The organism is Pseudomonas sp. GD03944 (assembly GCF_029839275.1).
Lineage (GTDB): Bacteria > Pseudomonadota > Gammaproteobacteria > Pseudomonadales > Pseudomonadaceae > Aquipseudomonas.
Window position 1 is genome coordinate 80,706 of the sequence record NZ_JAOCAH010000012.1, and the last position, 18,290, is coordinate 98,995.

The 18,290-nt window shown below is 65.7% G+C and carries 20 protein-coding genes; 4 read left to right on the plus strand and 16 right to left on the minus strand.

What is annotated here, in order from left to right; translation table 11 throughout:
* Window positions 1–122: 122 nt before the first annotated feature.
* From N5C28_RS18155 to N5C28_RS18210, 12 genes are all read right to left on the minus strand, one after another.
* Window positions 123–1,499 carry an aspartate aminotransferase family protein gene (locus N5C28_RS18155; RefSeq protein ID WP_279824515.1) on the minus strand — a complete coding sequence of 459 codons (1,377 nt, stop codon included), beginning with the start codon at window positions 1,497–1,499 and terminating at the stop codon, window positions 123–125.
* Window positions 1,500–1,565: 66 nt separating this feature from the next.
* Window positions 1,566–3,029 (minus strand): NAD-dependent succinate-semialdehyde dehydrogenase, encoded by a 1,464-nt coding sequence (locus tag N5C28_RS18160; protein WP_279824516.1) that lies wholly within the window; start codon window positions 3,027–3,029, stop codon window positions 1,566–1,568.
* 180 nt (window positions 3,030–3,209) lie between these two features.
* Complete coding sequence (locus tag N5C28_RS18165; protein WP_279824517.1) at window positions 3,210–3,863, minus strand: 7-cyano-7-deazaguanine/7-aminomethyl-7-deazaguanine transporter; 654 nt, start codon at window positions 3,861–3,863, stop codon at window positions 3,210–3,212.
* A gap of 168 nt (window positions 3,864–4,031) precedes the next feature.
* On the minus strand, window positions 4,032–4,322 hold the full coding sequence (locus tag N5C28_RS18170) for a type II toxin-antitoxin system RelE/ParE family toxin (protein WP_279824518.1): 291 nt from the start codon (window positions 4,320–4,322) through the stop codon (window positions 4,032–4,034).
* Window positions 4,319–4,591, minus strand: a complete 273-nt coding sequence (locus N5C28_RS18175; RefSeq protein WP_279824519.1) for a transcriptional regulator — start codon at window positions 4,589–4,591, stop codon at window positions 4,319–4,321. The genes N5C28_RS18170 and N5C28_RS18175 overlap by 4 nt, the downstream gene beginning before the upstream one ends.
* Window positions 4,592–4,713: 122 nt before the next feature.
* Complete coding sequence (locus N5C28_RS18180) at window positions 4,714–5,193, minus strand: C40 family peptidase (protein WP_279824520.1); 480 nt, start codon at window positions 5,191–5,193, stop codon at window positions 4,714–4,716.
* A gap of 238 nt (window positions 5,194–5,431) precedes the next feature.
* Window positions 5,432–5,914 (minus strand): Lrp/AsnC family transcriptional regulator, encoded by a 483-nt coding sequence (locus N5C28_RS18185; protein ID WP_279824521.1) that lies wholly within the window; start codon window positions 5,912–5,914, stop codon window positions 5,432–5,434.
* A gap of 110 nt (window positions 5,915–6,024) precedes the next feature.
* Complete coding sequence (doeB, locus tag N5C28_RS18190) at window positions 6,025–7,026, minus strand: N(2)-acetyl-L-2,4-diaminobutanoate deacetylase DoeB (protein WP_279824522.1); 1,002 nt, start codon at window positions 7,024–7,026, stop codon at window positions 6,025–6,027.
* A 117-nt stretch (window positions 7,027–7,143) separates the two neighbouring features.
* A complete protein-coding gene (doeA, locus tag N5C28_RS18195) occupies window positions 7,144–8,334 on the minus strand; it encodes an ectoine hydrolase DoeA (RefSeq protein WP_279824523.1) in 1,191 nt (396 codons plus the stop codon).
* 27 nt (window positions 8,335–8,361) lie between these two features.
* Window positions 8,362–9,339 carry an ectoine utilization protein EutC gene (eutC, locus tag N5C28_RS18200; RefSeq protein ID WP_279824524.1) on the minus strand — a complete coding sequence of 326 codons (978 nt, stop codon included), beginning with the start codon at window positions 9,337–9,339 and terminating at the stop codon, window positions 8,362–8,364.
* A 9-nt stretch (window positions 9,340–9,348) separates the two neighbouring features.
* Window positions 9,349–10,320 carry a hydroxyectoine utilization dehydratase EutB gene (gene eutB, locus N5C28_RS18205; protein WP_279824525.1) on the minus strand — a complete coding sequence of 324 codons (972 nt, stop codon included), beginning with the start codon at window positions 10,318–10,320 and terminating at the stop codon, window positions 9,349–9,351.
* Between the two features lie 589 nt (window positions 10,321–10,909).
* Window positions 10,910–12,307, minus strand: coding sequence for a PLP-dependent aminotransferase family protein (locus N5C28_RS18210; protein ID WP_279824526.1), 1,398 nt, complete (start codon window positions 12,305–12,307; stop codon window positions 10,910–10,912).
* Between the two features lie 253 nt (window positions 12,308–12,560).
* Between N5C28_RS18210 and ehuB the strand changes: the two genes are divergently transcribed.
* From ehuB to ehuA, 4 genes are all read left to right on the plus strand, one after another.
* Window positions 12,561–13,403 (plus strand): ectoine/hydroxyectoine ABC transporter substrate-binding protein EhuB, encoded by an 843-nt coding sequence (gene ehuB / locus N5C28_RS18215; protein ID WP_279824527.1) that lies wholly within the window; start codon window positions 12,561–12,563, stop codon window positions 13,401–13,403.
* 79 nt (window positions 13,404–13,482) lie between these two features.
* The gene (gene ehuC / locus N5C28_RS18220; RefSeq protein ID WP_279824528.1) at window positions 13,483–14,142 is read left to right on the plus strand and encodes an ectoine/hydroxyectoine ABC transporter permease subunit EhuC; all 660 of its coding nucleotides are present in this window, start codon (window positions 13,483–13,485) and stop codon (window positions 14,140–14,142) included.
* Window positions 14,139–14,801 (plus strand): ectoine/hydroxyectoine ABC transporter permease subunit EhuD, encoded by a 663-nt coding sequence (gene ehuD, locus N5C28_RS18225; RefSeq protein WP_279824529.1) that lies wholly within the window; start codon window positions 14,139–14,141, stop codon window positions 14,799–14,801. The genes ehuC and ehuD overlap by 4 nt, the downstream gene beginning before the upstream one ends.
* Before the next feature lie 59 nt (window positions 14,802–14,860).
* On the plus strand, window positions 14,861–15,640 hold the full coding sequence (gene ehuA / locus N5C28_RS18230) for an ectoine/hydroxyectoine ABC transporter ATP-binding protein EhuA (protein ID WP_279824530.1): 780 nt from the start codon (window positions 14,861–14,863) through the stop codon (window positions 15,638–15,640).
* 8 nt (window positions 15,641–15,648) lie between these two features.
* Here the strand turns inward: ehuA and N5C28_RS18235 are convergent, their stop codons facing one another.
* The 4 genes from N5C28_RS18235 to N5C28_RS18250 form a co-directional block, all read right to left on the minus strand.
* Window positions 15,649–15,918 (minus strand): PilZ domain-containing protein, encoded by a 270-nt coding sequence (locus tag N5C28_RS18235; RefSeq protein WP_279824531.1) that lies wholly within the window; start codon window positions 15,916–15,918, stop codon window positions 15,649–15,651.
* A 216-nt stretch (window positions 15,919–16,134) separates the two neighbouring features.
* Window positions 16,135–17,022: a lysophospholipid acyltransferase gene (locus N5C28_RS18240; RefSeq protein ID WP_279824532.1), complete on the minus strand. Its 888-nt coding sequence runs from the start codon at window positions 17,020–17,022 to the stop codon at window positions 16,135–16,137.
* A gap of 43 nt (window positions 17,023–17,065) precedes the next feature.
* On the minus strand, window positions 17,066–17,677 hold the full coding sequence (locus N5C28_RS18245; RefSeq protein WP_279824533.1) for a pyridoxamine 5'-phosphate oxidase family protein: 612 nt from the start codon (window positions 17,675–17,677) through the stop codon (window positions 17,066–17,068).
* Window positions 17,674–18,237, minus strand: coding sequence for a DNA-3-methyladenine glycosylase I (locus N5C28_RS18250; protein ID WP_279824534.1), 564 nt, complete (start codon window positions 18,235–18,237; stop codon window positions 17,674–17,676). Before N5C28_RS18250 ends, N5C28_RS18245 begins: the two co-directional genes overlap by 4 nt.
* Window positions 18,238–18,290 lie beyond the last annotated feature (53 nt).

Sequence of the window (18,290 nt, forward strand, 5' to 3'; positions counted from 1 at the left end):
ATGAAGGCCGGCTCCGAACGTCGCCTGGGTTGAGCGAAGCGATACCCGGGGGCTTATCCCGCTATCGCCACGCCCCTTGTGGTGGATGAAAAGAGCGTCATCCACCCTACGGGATAAGTGCTTCAAAGCACCTGACTGGCCACCGCATCCACCGCCGCCTTGGCGATCCCGACGATTTCGTCGGCCTCGGCGCGGGTCAGCACCAGCGGCGGAGCGAAGCCGAGGATGTCGCCGTGGGGCATGGCCCGGGCGATCATGCCGCGCTCCAGGCAGGCTGCCGACACCTTGGGGCCCACCTTCAGGGCCGGGTCGAAGGGCGTACGTGCCTCCTTGTCGGCCATGAACTCCAGTGCCGCGAGCATGCCGTCGCCGCGCACCTCGCCCACCAGCGGATGGCCCTCGAAGGTCTGACGCAGCTGCTGGTTGAGGTAGGCACCGACATCCGCCGCGTTGGCGGTAAGGTTTTCCTGCTCCAGGATGTCAAGGTTGGCCAGGGCCGCCGCCGCGCAAATGGGGTGACCGGAGTAGGTCCAGCCATGGCCCATGGCACCGTCGCGGCTGGAAGCCGTTTCGATCACGTTCCATACCTTTTCCCCTACGATCACCGCAGACAGCGGCGCGTAGGCGCTGGTCAGGCCCTTGGCGGTGGTGATCAGGTCCGGCTTCATGCCGTAGCGCTGGCTGCCCATCTTGTCGCCCAGGCGGCCGAACGCGCATACCACCTCGTCGGCGATCAGCAGGATGTCGTACTTGTCGAGCACCGCCTGGATCGCCTGCCAGTAGCCCTTCGGCGGCACGATGATGCCGCCGGTGCCCATCACCGGCTCACCGATGAACGCCGCCACGGTGTCCGGCCCTTCCGCGAGAATCAGCTTTTCCAGGTCCTCGGCGCAGTAACGCACGAAGGCCGCCTCGTCGAGACCCGCCGGCGCCTTGTACAGGTGCGGGCAGGTTGCGTGCTTGATGTCCGGGGCCGGCAGGTCGAAGTGCTGGTGGAAGCTGGCCAGGCCGGTGAGGCTGCCGGTCATGATCCCCGAGCCGTGGTAACCGCGCTGGCGCGAGATGATCTTTTTCTTCAGCGGCCGGCCGAGCACGTTGTTGTAGTAGCGCACCAGCTTGATCTGGGTCTCGTTGGCGTCCGAGCCGGACAGGCCGTAATAGACCTTTTTCATGCCGGCCGGCGCCCAGTCGATGATGCGGCTGGACAGCTCGATGATCGCCTCGGTCGAGTGCCCGACGTAGGTGTGGTAGTACGCCAGTTCCTTGGCCTGCTTGTAGATCGCCTCGGCCACCTCGGTGCGGCCATAGCCGATGTTCACGCAATACAGCCCGGCGAACGCATCCAGGTACTCACGGCCCTGGTGGTCGCGAATGCGCACCCCGGACGCCCCGGTGATGATCTTGCCGGGCAGCGCGCCGCTGGCGTGATCATGGGCGTGGGTGGACGGGTGCATGAAGTGCGCGCGGTCCTGTTCGAACAGGCTTTGGTAATCGGTCATGGCAAGCTCCATCGGGTCAGGGTGTTGGGCAGGACGGGCCGTGAAAGCCCGTGCCGCCGGTAAGGGTCAGTAACGCTGGCCCTGCGCATGCAGGCAGACGTACTGGGTCTCGACGAAGGGGTCGAAGCCTTCGCTGCCACCTTCGCGGCCGAGGCCGGAGGCTTTCATCCCGCCGAACGGGATCGGGTGGCCGGTGAACTTGGTGCCGTTGACCGCCACCATGGCGTGGGCCAGGCGACGGGTCAGCGGATGGACGATATCCAGGCGGTTGCTGCAAATGTAGGCGGCCAGGCCGTACTCGGTGTCGTTGGCCATGGCCACGGCTTCGTCCAGGGTGTCGAAGGGCAGCACCCCGGCGATGGGCGCGAAGTTCTCTTCCTGGTAGATGCGCATCTGCGGCGTGACATCCGCCAGCAGCGTCGGCTGCCAGAACCAGCCGCCCAGCGCGTGAGGCTCACCACCCGCCAGCAAGCGCGCGCCCTTGGCCATGGCATCGTTCACCCGAGCAGCCGTGACATCGAACGCCGCCTGGTGCATCAACGGGCCGATGGCGTGGCGATCCTCCAGGCCGGGGCCGACGCTGAGCCCGCGCACCGCCTTGGCGAAACGCTGCAGGAACGCCTCGTAGACCGGGCGCTGCACCAAGATGCGGTTGGCCGCGCAACAGTCCTGGCCAGAGGTCTGGAACTTGGCGTCCAGCGCCAACTGCACCGCATGGTCGAGGTTGGCGTCTTCACAGACGATCAGCGGCGCGTTGCCGCCCAGCTCCAGGGCCACCTTCTTCACATCGCGGGCGGCGGCCTGCAGCACCAGCTTGCCGACCCGGGTCGAGCCGGTGAAGCTGACCGCGCGCACCCGGGCGTCGCCCACCAGGGTTTCCATGGCCATCTGCGGTTCACCGAGCACCACATTGAACACGCCTGCCGGAAAGCCCGCTTCTTCGGCCAGCTGCGCCAGGGCAAAGGCGGAATAGGGCGTTTCGTGGGCCGGCTTGATCACCACGCTGCAGCCGGCGGCCAGGGCTGCAGCGGCCTTGCGGGTGATCATTGCCGAGGGGAAGTTCCAGGGGGTGAGCAGGGCGCAGACACCGACCGGCGTCTTGAAGGTCGCCAGCTGGGCGCCGGGAATGTGGCTGGGAATGGTCTGGCCATACAGGCGCCGGGCTTCCTCGGCGAACCAGGGAATGAAGCTCGCCGCATAGCGGATCTCGCCCCGGGCCTCGGCCAGTGGCTTGCCCTGCTCCTCACTGAGAATGCGCGCCAGGTCTTCCTGGTGCAGCAGGATCAGCTCGGCCCAGCGCCGCAGCAGGCCGGCGCGGGTCTCCAGGCTTTCATCGCGCCAGGTGGTGAAGGCGCGCTGGGCAGCGTCTACCGCGGCGACGATCTGCGCCTGACCGAGCATCGGCACATGGCCGATCACCTTCTGGTTGGCAGGGTTCTGCACGGCCACGCTGGCGCCGTCGTCACTGTGCACCCAGTGGCCGTCGACGTAGCAGAGCGACTTGAACAGCAGGGGATGGTCGAGGGGCATGGCACTGTCTCCGGGCCGGTGGGCATGGAGATAGGCTAGGGGCATACGGCTTGGCGTTTTTTCCAAGCGGCCCCGGCGTCACCTCAGTTTTTTCTGAAGGCGCCGGGCGGGCAGGGGATTTTTCGTGCGCGGTGCCCGGGCCCCTGGGTTACGCCGTTGGTTAACCCAGGCTACCGGTGTTTACACCGCGTTGGCGGGGCGCTGCGGCAGGCGCCGCACGATGGCGCTGAGCAGCATGCCGTACAGCGGCACGAACAGCATCAGGCTAACCGCCAGCTTGATCACGTAGTCGACCACGGCGATTTCCACCCAGTTGGCCGCCATGAACGGGTCGCTGCTCTGCCAGAAGGCGATGGAGAAGAACGCCAGGGTGTCCATGGCCTGGCCGAACACGCTGGACGCCACCGGCGCGATCCACCACTGGCGCAGCTGGCGCAGGCGATCGAACACCTGGATATCCAGCAACTGGCCCAGCACATAGGCCAGGAAGCTGGCCAGGGCGATGCGGAACACGAAGAGGTTGAACTCGCCCAGCGCTGCCAGGCCGTCAAACACGCCTTCGTGGAACAGCACCGACACCACATAGGAGGCCACCAGGGCCGGCAGCATCACGCGGGCAATCACCACCCGCGCCGCGTGCTTGCCGATCAGGCGCACGGTGAGGTCGGTGGCGAGGAAGATGAACGGAAAGCTGAACGCCCCCCAGGTGGTGTGCCAGCCGAAGATCGTCATCGGCAACTGCACCAGGTAGTTGCTGGCGATGATGATCAGGATGTGAAACGCGATCAGTCCAGCCAGCACCAGGCGGCTGACCGACGGGGGAATCAGGGTCATGTCTGCGTCCTTTTTCGTGAAATGGGGTGAGGGAACCCATTGCCGCGACCGACATGGCCACGAGCGGCGCGCAGTCTAGCGTATTGTTGACTCAGGAGATAGGTTTTCCGGACGACGTGATCGGAGTCCGAAAACGCCATCGAATCAGATGCCGGCCAACAGAGGGCATCAGATGCTTGGCGTGCGATCTTCGTAGTGGTGCCACAGTCGAAGTATCACGACTGTCTCGGGATGAACCGAGTAGCGAATGATGTACTTCCCGACGACAGTGTCGCGGATGGAGGCCGGATCGGGTGCTGATTGAACGGGACGCCCCATGTCTGGGAACAGGCAAAGGTGCTCGAGCCGCGCGATCAGATCCGTGGCGACGCGTGAGGCTGCCCGCGGATCGTTTCGCGCGATGAAAGCGCGCAGGCGGGCAAGGTCCGCCACGGCTTCTGCCGAATAGATCAGTCTCATTCGCCAGACTTGGGTGGCGGCAATTCCTCGGAAGAGCCCCAGCTTTTCAGCCAGGCATTTACGGCTTCACCCGACACCACATTGCCCTGTGCCACCGACTCCATGGCCTGCAGGGTTTCCTTCCAGCGATTCTGCTCCAGTTCCTGACGTTCGAAAAATTCTTTGAGCGCCTGGTTGATAACCCAGCTTTTACTTCTGTGAAGCTTCTCGGCCGTCGTGCCAAGGTGCTCTTCGAGCTCCGGCTGCAACCGAACCGTGGTAACACTCATGGATATGCCCTCCAGCGGTGTGACTACCTTGTATTACAAGGTAGTTTTCACCGACACCGAAGACACTGTCAACGACAACGGGCAAATTGCCTTCTGTGAACACCGAAGTCGCGATGGGCACTCTAGGCCGTGGGCACCACCCGCTTGGCCGATTGGAAATGGCGCTTCCAGTATCTGTTGGTCAGGTGATCGATGCGCACGTTGGCGCCGCGGCGCGGGGCGTGGATGAAGCGGTCGTCACCCAGGTAGATGGCCACGTGGTCCACCGAGCGGCTACGGATCTTGAAGAACAGCAGGTCGCCGGGCTCCAGGTCGGCGCGGCGCACCGACGGCGCTTCGACCCGGGACAACGCGCGGGAGGTGCGCGGCAGGTCGAGGTCTTCCAACGGCTTGAAGGCGTACTGCACCAGCCCGCTGCAATCGAAGCCGTGCTTGAGGCTGGCACCGCCCCAGCGGTAGGGCGTGCCCAGGGCCGCCAGCGCCCGGTCGAGCACCTCGCGGGTGGTGGGCTGCTCTGCAGCGCGCGTGGCCGCCGGGAGCGTCTGAATACGGAAGGTGGCGGAGGCTTCGGCAACGATACCGAGTAAAAGAGCGCCTCCCATGCAAAGAGAAACAACGAACTTGTTCAAATCCAGTGACCCTGGTTTACGACGTGCCCATCGTGAATCCTTTTCGAATCAACGCCTTGTACATGAGGACGCGCTTTCCGCTCGTCCGCAGGGACGGACCGTCGAAAAACCGCCCGGGTTCATTTATGCAGGTAGATAGGCGACGAACGGTTTGACCTCGAACGGTCTGCCGCTGCCGACGAAGGTCGGCTGAAACATGCGTGGTAGAGGGTCAGGAAGGGTCTTCGAGCTCGGCAGGCGGACCACCCACATCAGCTTTTACCGTTTTGGTGACGATGTAGGTGAAGTAGCGCTCGATACCCAGGTCTTCCAGCAGCAACTGGTCGATGAAGCGCTGGTAATGGTCGATGTCTCGGGCACGGATCATCACCATGTAATCCACCCCGCCACCGGTGGCATAACAGAAGGCAACTTCCGCCGCCTGCTGCAGGCGCTCCTCGAAGCGTCGCATGTCCTGGGCGGTATGCCGGGCCAGGGTGATCTCGACCATGACCTGCTGGGTCTTGAACAGCGCGCCCCAGTCGATCTGCGCCCGGTAGCCCTTGACCAGCCCTGCCGCCTCCAGCTTGCGCACGCGCTCCCAGGCCGGCGTCACCGAGAGGTTGATCGCCTCGGCGAGGGCCGACTTGGTGATCCGGCCATCCTCGGACAGGATGCGCAGGATCTTCAGGTCATAGCGGTCGAGCTTGTGCATCGGCAGTCTCGTTGTATTCATTCGGGACGATGGTCGCGGCTAACGTGGCGCCGTCCAGTCCCTCCTACAGTCAGTGCACCCTGTGGGAGGGGCTTTAGCCGCGACTGTTTTCAGTCCACCACCACGGCCACCACCGCGAGGGTATCACCGCATTTCACCAGCCCGGGAAAATGCCGGGCAGCCAGGATGCCGTCGCGCTTGGCGCGGTACTCGCTGGGCGCCGCACCGGTGCGCTGTGCGCTGTGTACCCGGGCGATCACCTCACCCTTTTCAACCCGCTCGCCCAAGTCGCGGCACATCTCCAGCAGGCCGTCTTCCTCGCTGGCGACGAAGCAGTCGCCGTCGGGCATGTCGAGCATCACCGACTCGCCGGCGTCGATCTCACCGCTCAGCAGGCCAAAGTGGATCAGCAGGTTGCGCACGCCTCGCTCGGCGATCGCCAGGCTTTTCGCCGTGCTGCTGCCGCCGCCGCCCAGTTCGGTGGTGACGAACACCTTGCCCTGTTCCTCGGCGGCGGTGTCGTACATGCCCACCGCGTCCAGCTCCAGCATGCGCATGCAGTAGGGCGCGGCAAAGGCCCGCATGCCCGCCTCGCACTGGGTATCCTGGTGCTTGTCGTCCAGCACGTGGCAGGCGGCGAAGGGCAGGAAGTCCAGGGTCTTGCCGCCGGAATGGATGTCCAGCACCACGTCGGCCATGGGCAACAGGGTGCGCTGGAAGTAGTCGGCGATCTTCTGCGTCACCGTGCCGTCCGGCTTGCCGGGGAAGCTGCGGTTGAGGTTGCCCTTGTCGATGGGCGAGGTGCGGCTGCCGGCATGCACCGCCGGGGTGTTCATGAAGGGGATGATGATCACCCGCCCCTGTACGTCGCTCGCCGTCAGGCGTTGGGCCAGTTTGCTCAGGGCCAGCGGGCCTTCATATTCGTCGCCGTGGTTGCCGCCGGTGAGCAGCGCGGTGGGGCCGCTGCCGTTCTTCACCACGGTGACCGGAATCATCACCGCGCCCCACGCCGAGTCGTCGCGGGAGTAGGGCAGCTTGAGGAAGCCGTGTTGCACGCCGTCACGGTCGAAGTCGACGGTGGGGCTGATGGGGTTGTCGCGCAGAGTGGTCATTACAGAATTCCACGTAGGGTGGACCGGAGCGCATAACCAACGCTCCTTGTCCGCCGTCGAGGTCAGAGACTGGTGGAAAACGCTTCGCGGTTTTCCACCCTACGGATTACGACGGGATCAATCCTTCACGAATAGCTGGCGCGGCACGTCGCAGAAGGTCTCCACGCCGCTGTCGGTGATCAGGATGCTCTCGGTGATTTCCAGGCCCCAGTCGTCCAGCCACAGGCCGGGCATGAAGTGGAAGGTCATGCCCGGTTGCAGCACGCTGTCGTCGCTCGGGCGCAGGCTCATGGTGCGCTCGCCCCAATCCGGCGGATAACTGATACCGATGGGGTAGCCGCAGCGACTGTCCTTGTGGATGCCGAACTTCTCCAGGACCTTGAAGAACGCCCGGGCGATGTCGCCGGTGGTGTTGCCCGGCTTGGCCGCCTCCAGGCCGGCAGCGATGCCTTCGACCACGGCCCGCTCGCCGTCGAGGAAGTGCTGCGGCGGCTTGCCCAGGTAGATGGTGCGCGACAGCGGGCAGTGGTAGCGCTTGTAGCAGCCGGCGATCTCGAAGAAGGTGCCGGCGCCGCGTTCGAACGGCGTGTCGTCCCAGGTCAGGTGCGGCGCGCTGGCGTCGGCGCCGGTCGGCAGCAGTGGCACGATGGCCGGGTAGTCGCCGCCATGGCCGTCGGCCCCGAGGATGCCGCTGCGGTAGATCTCGGCCACCAGCTCGTTCTTGCGCAGGCCCGGCTCGATGCGCTCGAGGATCGCGCTGTGCATCTGCTCGACGATGCGCGCCGCCACGCGCATGTACTGGATCTCGGTCGGCGATTTCACCGCGCGCTGCCAGTTGACCAGCGCGGTGGCGTCAACGAAGCGCGCCGCCGGCAGGTGCTGCTGCAGCGAGCGGAAGGCCGCGGCGCTGAAGTAGTAGTTGTCCATCTCCACGCCGACGCTCAGCCGGTCCCAGCCGCGGGCGGCGATCACCGCGCTGGACAGGTAGTCCATGGGGTGGCGCTCGCGGGACTGCACGTAGTGGTCCGGGTAACCGATGATGTTGTCCGGTTCCATGAACACCGTGCGCTTGGCGCCGTTGGCATCCTGGCCCCGGCCGAACCACACCGGCTCGCCGTCCAGCGCCAGCAGCACGCACTGGTGCACGTAGAACGACCAGCCGTCATAGCCGGTGAGCCAGGCCATGTTGGACGGGTCGGTGACGATCAGCAGCTCGATGCCCTGGGCCTGCATGGCCACGCGGGTCTTGGCGATGCGCTGGGCATATTCCTCCCGGGTGAAAGGGAGGTTGACGACGATGTCGGACATTGCAGTTGCCCTCGTGATGGAACGGATTCAGGAGTCGAAGCTGAGGCCTTTGCCCGTCGCGACGGCACGCTGGTAGGCGAGGCTGGCGATGGCGGTGTCCTGGGCGCCGGTGCCGGTCAGGTCGCACAGGGTGATCTGCTCGTCCGTGGTGCGACCGGGCCGCTGGCCGGCGATCACCTGGCCGAGTTCGGCGAACTCGGCGGTGGTATCGACCAGGCCGGCGGCGATGGCGTGGTGCAGCTCGCCCAGCACCCGGGTCTGGCTCAGGCGGTCGGCGACGTAGGCATCGACCTGCGCCAGCACGGCCGGGGCGATCTCGTTCTTGTGCTCGGCGTCCGAGCCCATGGCGGTGATGTGCAGGCCGGGGCGCAGGTGCTGCGGCTGGATCAGCGGCTCGCGGCTCGGTGTGGTGGTGATGGCGATGTCGACGCCGTCCAGGGCAGCGTCGATGCTGTCCACGGCGCGGGCATCATCCAGCTCGGCGGCCATGGCCCGGGCCTTGCCCGCTTCGCGTGCCCAGATGCGCACCTCGCGCACCTCACGCACCAGGCGCAGGGCCTGCAGCTGCAACCGTGCCTGCTCGCCGGCACCGAGAATGGCGACCACACCAGCATCCTTGCGCGCCAGCCACTTGGCGGCCACGGCACCCGCGGCGGCGGTGCGCACGGCGGTGAGGTAGCCGTTGTCCAGCAGCAGCGCATCGGCCAGGCCGGTGCGCGCCGAGAACAGCATCATCAGGCCATTGAGGCTGGGCAGGCCGAGCCTGGGGTTGTCGAAGAAACCGGGGCTGACCTTGATGGCGAAGTGGTCCACCCCCGGCAGGTAGGCAGTCTTCACGTCCACCTCGCCGTTGTGCTCGGGCACATCCAGACGCAGGATCGGCGGCATGGCCACCGCCGCGGTGGCCAGCAGGCGAAAGGCGTTTTCCACGGTCTCGAGGCTGTCGGTGTCGAGGCCGACGCAATCGCGCAGGTCGGCCTGGTTGAGAATCAGGGTCTTGGTCACGGGCTTTCCTCAGGCGTCTGCGCCGTTGAGCACCCGCAGGTGCTGGTCGATGTCCACGTTGCGGCCGCTGATCACCACCACCACAGGGCCGCGGGGTTCGATCAGGCCGTCGAGCAGGGCGGCGATGCCGACGGCCGCCGCGCCTTCCACCACCAGCCGCTCCTCGCGGTAGGCGTGGCGCATGCCGGCGGCGATGGCCGGTTCGTCGAGCAGGTGCACCTGGTCGCAGCATTCACGGGTGATCGCCAGGGTGTAGCGGTTGTCCAGGCCAATGCCGCCGCCGAGGGAGTCCGCCAGGGTGGCCAGCTCTTCCACCTCCACCGGCTCACCGGCCTCGAGGCTGGCGTGCATGGCCGCACCACGGCGCATGCTGATGCCGTGGGTGCGGATCGCCGGGCTGGCCGCCTTGATCGCCAGCGCCACGCCGGCGAACAGGCCACCACCGGACAACGGCACCAGCACCTCGCAGACATCCGGGCACTGTTCGAGAATCTCCAGGCCCAGGCTGCCCTGGCCGGCGATGATGTGCGGGTGGTCGAAGGCAGGCAGGAAGGTCGCGCCCTGCTCCCGGGCAATCCGCTCGGCCTCGACCTGGGCGTCGTCCTGGCTGCGCCCGACAATGCGCACCTCGGCACCCAGCTCGCGGATCGCCAGCACCTTGTTCTGGGGCACCAGCTCGGACAGGCAAACGATCGCCTTCACCCCCTGCTGCGCGGCCGCATGGGCCAGCGCGCGGCCGTGGTTGCCGGTGGACGCGGTGACCACGCCCAGGCGCTTCTGCTCTGCACTCAACTGGGCGATGGCATTGCTCGCACCGCGCAGCTTGAAGCTACCGGTGGTCTGCTGCGATTCCAGCTTGAGCCACACCGGCACACCGAGCCGACGGCTCAGGCTGGGCGAATGCTCCAGCGGCGTCTGGCGCACCAGGCCGGCAATACGCTGGCGAGCCTGGAGCAGGTCATCGAACGGGATGGAGGGCATGGCGCACATTCCGTGAAGAGGTGCGACCGAGTGTATGAGCGGGAAATTGAGCGGCTGAATGTACTAGGACGATTTTTTGTTCGGCTTGCTGCAAGCGCGTGCCCGTAGGGTGGATCACGCTTCACCGATCCACCGCAGCGGTGGACGTGAAGAGCGACGTCCACCCTACAGCGCGTCCCGAATCTGTACTCGCCCGTGGGAGGGGCTTTAGCCGCGAAAGCCTTGAAAGCATCGCCACTGAAGCGCCTCCCACAAGCGCGTGCCGTAGGGTGGATCACGCTTCACCGATCCACTGCAGCGGTGGACGTGAAGAGCGACGTCCACCCTACAGCGCGTCCCGAATCTGTCCTCACCTGTGGGAGGGGCTTTAGCCGCGACTGCCTTGAAAGCATCGCCGCTGAAGCGCCTCCCACAAGCGGGTGCCTTTAGGTGATCACGCTTACCGATCCACTAAAAAAGTGGTGGACGTGAAGAGCGACGTCCACCCTAAAGCGCGTCCCGAATCTGTCCTCACCCGTGGGAGGAGTTTTAGCCGCGACTGCCTTGAAAGCATCGCCGCTGAAGCGCCTCCCACGGGGCAGCCGGCAGGCTAGAAGTCGTGAACCTTGGGGTATTGGCCGAACACGTCGCGCACCACCTGCACACCCTGGCGCATTTTCGCTTCACTGCACTCGGCGCCCACGCACAGGCGCACGGCGCGGGGCCGGGGCATGCCCGGCGGGATGAAGGGATCGGGCAGGGTCAGCGCCACGTTGCGGCGGCGCAGTTCGCGCAGCAGGCCGTCGATCTCCCAGCCGTCGGGCACCCGCAACCAGCTGTTGAGCGAGTAGGGGTGGCTGCCGATCAAGTGTTCGCCCAGCGCCTGCTCCACCAGCGCCTGACGGTTGGCCAGGAGCTGGCGCTGCAGTTGCACCAGGTCCTCGGCTTCGCCGGAGTCGATCCAGCGCGCCGCCACTTCGCCCATCAGCGAGGTGGCCATCCAGCTGTTCACCCGCAGGATGCTTTCGGTGCGCAACGCCAGGCGCTTGGGCATCACCAGGTAGCCGATGCGCAGGCCGGTAAGCACCGACTTGGTCATGCTGGTGCAGTAGAACGACAGCTCCGGCGCATAGTGGCTCAGCGGCCGCGTGGCCTGCTGGCCGGCGAGCAGCGGGCCGTAGACGTCATCCTCGATGATGTACACGCCATAGCGCCGGGCAATCTCGGCGATCTCCCGGCGGCGCTCGTCGGGCATCAGTGCGCTGGTGGGATTATTCAGGTTGGGTGTGCAGACCAGCGCGGTGATCCGCTCGTTGCCGCACATGTCCTCGAAGTGCTCGGGGTTGAGGCCGTAGCGGTCCATCTCCAGGCCCTTGAGGGTGAAGCCGAGTACCTGCGAGCTGCCAATGGCGCCGTGGTCGGTCAGGCCTTCGCAGAGCACCACGTCATCCGGCCCGGCCAGCGTGGCCAGGGCGAGGAAGATCGCATGGGCGGCGCCGTTGGTCAGCAGCACGTCCTCGATGCCGACATCCATGCCCAGGCGCGCCAGCCAGCGCACCGCCGCGTCGCGCTGGTGTTCCAGGCCGGCAATCGGGCGAAAAGCGTGAATCCACGGCTGGTCCGGCTCCTGCGCCAGCTCCAGGCAGGTCTGTCGCCACAGCCGGTCATGCTCGGCGGTGTGCAGGATGCGCGCATTGGAGAAATCCATCAGCGCTTGCTCGTCGCGGTCGAGCATCGAGGTGGCGACCCGCTCGCTGGTGCGCCGCGACACGAAACTGCCACGCCCCACCTCGCAACGCACCCGGCCCTGGCGCTCCAGCTCCTTGTAGGCGTTGGTCACGGTCTGCACGCTGATGCCGAGCGCATCGGACACCTGGCGCTGCGGGGGCAGCCGCTGGCCGTCGCTCAGGGTACCCTGTTCGATGTCGGTGGTGATCGCCTGGACCAGGAGCTTGTACTTCGATTCACCCTGACGCGCATTGCCCAGGGCGTTCTTCCAGTTCTGCATCGACGGTATCCATCTGGCGGCTGGCAGCGCACAGCATCCCGCGCGAGGCGCGGCGATTCAATTGTCCTAGTGCAATGCCGCAGCCAAAAAAGCCTTTGTATGCTCGAACCCAGGGTGGAAAAAAAGGTGCCCACTCGGCACCCCACAACAACTACCCACCCGGCGCCACGCGGCGCCCAACGCGCTTGATTCACCTGCCTCCTAACACATCACGCCGCCAACGGCGGACTACAAGAAACAGGAGAACACCAAGATGAGTAGCGTTACCCCACCTCGTTTTCGCCACCTCGCGCTGGCCTGCGGTCTGCTCGCCGCCAGCACCCTGGCCCAGGCCTCGACCCTGGACAAGATCAAGGACAGCGGTAGCGTACGCATCGGCTACGCCAACGAAACACCGTTCGCCTACACCGCCCTCGACGGCAAGGTCACTGGCGAGTCCCCGGAAATCGTCACCAAGATCTTCGAGCGCATGGGCGCGCAGAAGATCAACCCGGTGCTCACCGAATGGGGCTCGCTGATCCCTGGTCTGCGCGCCAGCCGCTTCGACCTGATCGCCGCCGGCATGTACATCACCCCCGAGCGCTGCAAACAAGTGCTGTTCACCGACCCGCACTACCAGTTGCCCGACACCCTGCTGGTGGCCAGTGGCAATCCGAAGAACCTCGGCAGCTATGACGACATCGCCAAGAGCGGCGCCAAGGTGGCGATCATGTCCGGCACGGTGAACCTGGGCTACGCCCGCAACGCAGGGATCAAGGATTCGCAGATCCTCCAGGTGCCCGACACCACCGCGCAGCTGCAGGCCGTGCGCAGCGGCCGCGCCGATGCCGCGGTCGGCACCCAGCTGACCATGAAGGGCCTGGCGGAGAAGGGCGGCGACAAGGTCGAAGCTATTGCCGACTTCAAGGACGACCCGGCCCACACCGGCTACGGTGCCCTGGCGTTCCGCCCGGAAGACAAGGACCTGCGCGACGCGGTCAATGCCGAGCTGAAAAAGTGGATCGGCAGCGAAGAGCACCTGGCCACGGTCAAACCCTTCGGCTTCGACCAGTCGAACATCACCGAGAAGACCGCCGCCGAGCTGTGCGGCCAGTGAATCGCTGAGCAGTCCCGCACGCGGTGGGTTACGCGTGCGGGTTCACCAGATGGCCGCGAGGCCCTGATCGGTGTGAGTTATGAATGAATTGATCCCCCTTCTCCTGCAGGGCGCCTGGGTCACCATCCAGGTGACCTTCTGGGGCTCGCTGCTGGCGATCGTATCCGCCGTGCTCGCCGCCCTCGGACGGCTGTCGCCGATCCGTCCGCTGCGCTGGCTGTCCATCGTCTACATCGAAATCTTCCGTGGCACCTCGCTGCTGGTACAGCTGTTCTGGCTGTACTTCGTGCTGCCGATGCCGCCGTTCAACATCGAGATGAGCGCCTTCATGGTGGCCGTGGTCGGCCTTGGCCTGCACATCGGCGCGTACGGTGCCGAAGTCATGCGCGGGGCGATCCGCTCGGTGCCCAAGGGCCAGTACGAGGCCGCCCTGGCGCTGAACATGACGCCCCTGGCGCGCTTTCGCCGGATCATCCTGCCGCAGGCCCTGCTGGCGGCGATCCCGCCCGGCACCAACCTGCTGATCGAGCTGCTGAAGAACACCTCGCTGGTGTCGCTGATCACCCTGTCCGACCTGGCGTTCCGCGCCCGGCAACTGGACCAGGCAACCTTCATGACCCTGGAAATCTTCGCCATGGCCCTGCTGATGTACTTCGTCATGGCCCAGGCGATCAACCTCGGCATGCGCCTGCTGGAGCGTCGCCTCGCCCGGGGCCGGATGCAGGGAGGCCTGTCATGAATTTCTTCGACTGGCAGTTCGCCTGGAGCATCCTTCCGGACCTGCTGCGCGCCTCGCTGAACACCGTGATCATCACCCTGGCCGGCTTCGCCATCGCCGTGGTGCTCGGCCTACTGCTGGCCATCGCCCGTCGCAGCCGGCATGCCTGGCTGTCCTGGCCGGTGGCCGGGCTGATCGAGTTCATCCGCAGCACGCCACTGTTGATCCAGGTGTACTTCCTGTTCTACGTGTTCCCCAACTACGGCCTGAACCTCACCGCGCTGCAGGCCGGCATCCTCGGTATCGCCCTGCATTACGCCTGCTACACCGCCGAGGTCTACCGCGCCGGCCTGGATGCCGTGCCACGCGGCCAGTGGGAAGCGGTCACGGCGCTGAACATGGCGCCGACCACCGCGTACCGCGACATCATCCTGCCCCAGGCGCTGCGGCCGATCCTCCCGGCGCTGGGCAATTACCTGGTGGCCATGCTCAAGGACACCCCGGTGCTGTCGGCCATCACCGTGGTGGAAATCATGCAGCAGGCCAAGAACATCGGCTCCGAGAGCTTCCGCTACCTCGAACCCATCACCCTGGTCGGCCTGTTCTTCCTGCTGCTCAGCCTGGCCCTGGCCTGGTGCGTGCGCCGCCTCGAAGACCGCATGGAGTTGAAACCGCAATGACCACACTCTCCAGTCCCACCTTCGACCTCACTTCGTCCGCCCACGCCGGGAGTACGCCCATGTCTCAGCCCATCGTCCGCTTCGACAACGTGACCAAGCGTTACGGCAACTTCACCTGCCTGAACAACCTCAACCTGGAGGTGAACGAGGGCGAAAAGGTCGCCATCATCGGCCCCAGCGGCTCGGGCAAATCCACCCTGCTGCGTGCATTGATGACCCTGGAAACCATCGACGAAGGGGTAATCATGGTCGATGCCGAGCCCCTGACTCACATGCCCGGACGCAACGGCAAACTGGTACGCGCCAGCGCCAGCCACCAGCGCCGGGTGCGCGGCAAGATCGGCATGGTGTTCCAATCCTTCAACCTGTTCCCGCACATGAGCGCGCTGCAGAACGTCATCGAAGCGCCGATCCAGGTGCTGGGCATGAAGAAGCAGGAAGCCACGGAGCGGGCCAAGGAGCTGCTCGACCTGGTCGGCCTGGGCGAGAAGATGGGCCACTACCCCTCGCAACTCTCAGGCGGCCAGCAGCAGCGCGTGGCGATTGCCCGGGCCCTGGCCATGCGCCCCAAGGTGATGCTGTTCGACGAAGTGACCTCGGCGCTCGACCCCGAGTTGTGCGGCGAAGTGCTCAACGTGATCCGCCGCCTGGGCAGCGAGCACAACCTGACCATGCTGATGGTCACCCACCAGATGGGCTTCGCCAAGGAATTCGCCGACCGGGTGTGCTTCTTCCACCAGGGCCGCATCCACGAACAGGGCACGCCCGCCGAACTGTTCGGCAACCCACAGGAAGAACGGACCCAGAGCTTCCTCAGCGCGGTGAACGAGGCGCACTGAGGCGCGTATCAATCCTCGAGGAGAAACCGCAGGCCGGCGCCCTCGGCGTCGGCCCGCATCACTTCCATCTGCAGCACCGGCGCCTCGATCGGCAGGTCCTGCACCTGGCCAGTGACCCAGGTGCCCTGGGGCAGCGCCGCCAGATCCGGGTGTTTGACGTACACCCCGCCATCGGACAGGTCACGCGTCTGCGCCACCACCTCGCCAAAGCTCGGGTGACAGATCTTGATCCGGCATTTCATCGGCGTACGCGGGTGTTGGCGCTGATTCGAGGACATGGACAAAGCGATCCTTGGCAGGTGGTGTGCCGTTAATAGCGCAAATTTTCGCCAAGGCCCAGCCATAAGCGAAAAAAGCGCCGGTGCGGGCGCTTTTTCGGGATTCGCAGAAGGGGCTTGAAAAGCTCCGTAGGGTGGATCACGCACACACCGTGGGAGGCGCTTCAGCGGCGATGCGTTCAGGGGACTCCTCGAACAGGGCGCGACAGCCCGCCATCAGTACCAGCGCGCTTCGCCTTCGGGGCGCTTCTTGAAGCGCTTCATGCTCCACATGTACTGGCTCGGGTAGGCGCGCACGTAGCGCTCGACCACACCGCTCATGGCCGTGGCGGAGACGGTGGCGTCTTCGCTGTACATCGCCTCGGGGGCCGCCTCGAGGATCACCTTGTAGCCGGAGCCGTCGGGCAGGCGCAGGGCGTGCAGGAACACGCCGACCGCCTTGCCGCCGGCCAGCATGCCCGGCACGAACTTGCTGGTCAGCGCGGTGGTGCCAAGGAACGGCACGAACACGCCACTCGACAGGCTCGGCTCCGGGTCGGCGGGAATGCCCACCGCGCCGCCTTTGCGCACTTCCTTGATGACGCTGAGGATGCCTTCCTTGGTCGACGGCGCCACGCGGTTGCCCAGCTGCACCCGCTGCTGGCGCAGCAGGTCGTCCACCGCCTTGAGCTTCGGCGGGCGGTAGAAAATGATCGGTTTGCACTGCGAGCAGTAGAAGTGGTTGAGCACTTCCCAGTTGCCCAGGTGGCTGGTGATGCCGACCACGCCCTTGCCGCTGGCCAGGGCCTCCTGCAGCACATGCAGGCCTTCGACTTCGCGCACCAGGTCGATCGACTTCTGCGCCGGCCAGATCCAGGCGCAGGCGCTTTCGGTCAGGGTCTTGCCGATGTCCATGAGCGTCTGCCCCAGCAGCCGGTCATGGGCCTGGTCGTCCAGCTCCGGGAAGCACTTGCGCAGGTTGATGCTGGTGACATTGCGCGAGCCGTTCGGCAGCTTCCACATCAGCCAGCCGATGGCGGCACCCAGACCCTGTACCGCCCGCCAGGGCAGCAGGGCGAACAAGCGCAGGAAACCGACCACCAGCGCGCCTTTGAGTTTTTCCACGAACGCCTCCGAAGCGCAAAAGGCGACAGTGTACCAACTCCGCTCAGTAGAGACCGTTCTTGATCCGCAGTTGCAGGTCGCGCTCGTAGCTGACGGCATCGAAATCCGCATCGCTGACCGCCTTGATCATGTCGGCGGCGGACGGCAGCTGCGAACGGTCGGCCTGGTGCTCCGGGTCCCACAGGCGCGAACGAACGATGGCCTTGGAGCACTGGAAGTAGCAGCGCTCCACCGATATCCGCAGCACGCTGCGCGGCAATTTGCCCTGCACGGCGCAGGCTTCCAGCAGCTCGGGCTCCAGCGAAATGCTAGCCCGGCCATTGACCCGCAGGCTCTCGCCCACGCCAGGGATCATGAACAGCAGCGCCATCCGGGGATCGGCGACGATGTTGCGCAGGCTGTCGATGCGGTTGTTGCCCGGGCGGTCGGGCAGCAGCAGGGTGCGCTCGTCGAGCACCTGGACGAAACCCGGTGCATCCCCACGGGGCGAGCAATCCAGACCGTCCGGCCCGGCGGTGGCCAGCACCACGAAAGGCGCGGCCCTGACCAGTTCCTGGTAGGGCGCGCTGAGGTGATCGAGTTCCTTGCGCAGGGAACGCTCGTGGGGCTGGCCATACAGGGCGTCGAGCTGCTCCAGGGTATTAATGGTGGTCATGCACGGCGTTCCTGTTGCAGAAGGGCATAACGGTCACAGTCCCGGGTGTGGTCCATGACCATGCCCGTGGCCTGCATGTAGGCGTAACAGATGGTCGGGCCGACGAAGGTGAAGCCGGCCTTTTTCAGGGCCTTGCTCATGGCTTCGGCCTCCGGGGTGACGGCGGGCACCTCGCTGCGCTGGGCGAAGTGGTTGACCTTCTGCCGGCCGCCGACGAACGACCAGAGCAGGGTCACCGGGTCGTCCAGCTTCAGCCAGGCCTGGGCGTTCTGCCGGGCGGCCTTGAGTTTGAGGCGGTTGCGGATGATGCCGGGGTCCTGCATCAGCCCCTCGATCTCCTCATCGGTCAGGCGCGCCAGGCGTTCGGGGTCGAAGCCGAACAGCACCTGGCGGTAGCGCTCGCGTTTCTTCAGCACGGTGATCCACGACAGGCCGGCCTGGAAGCCTTCCAGCAGGAGCATTTCGAACAGCGCCTGGGGGTCGCGTTGCGGCACGCCCCATTCCTCGTCGTGATACGTCTGATACAGCGGGTCGTCGGTACACCAGAAACAGCGGGGCATAGGGCCTTCCAGGGCGGCGGAGGCCGCGCGGATTGGGGTATACTCCCGCCTTT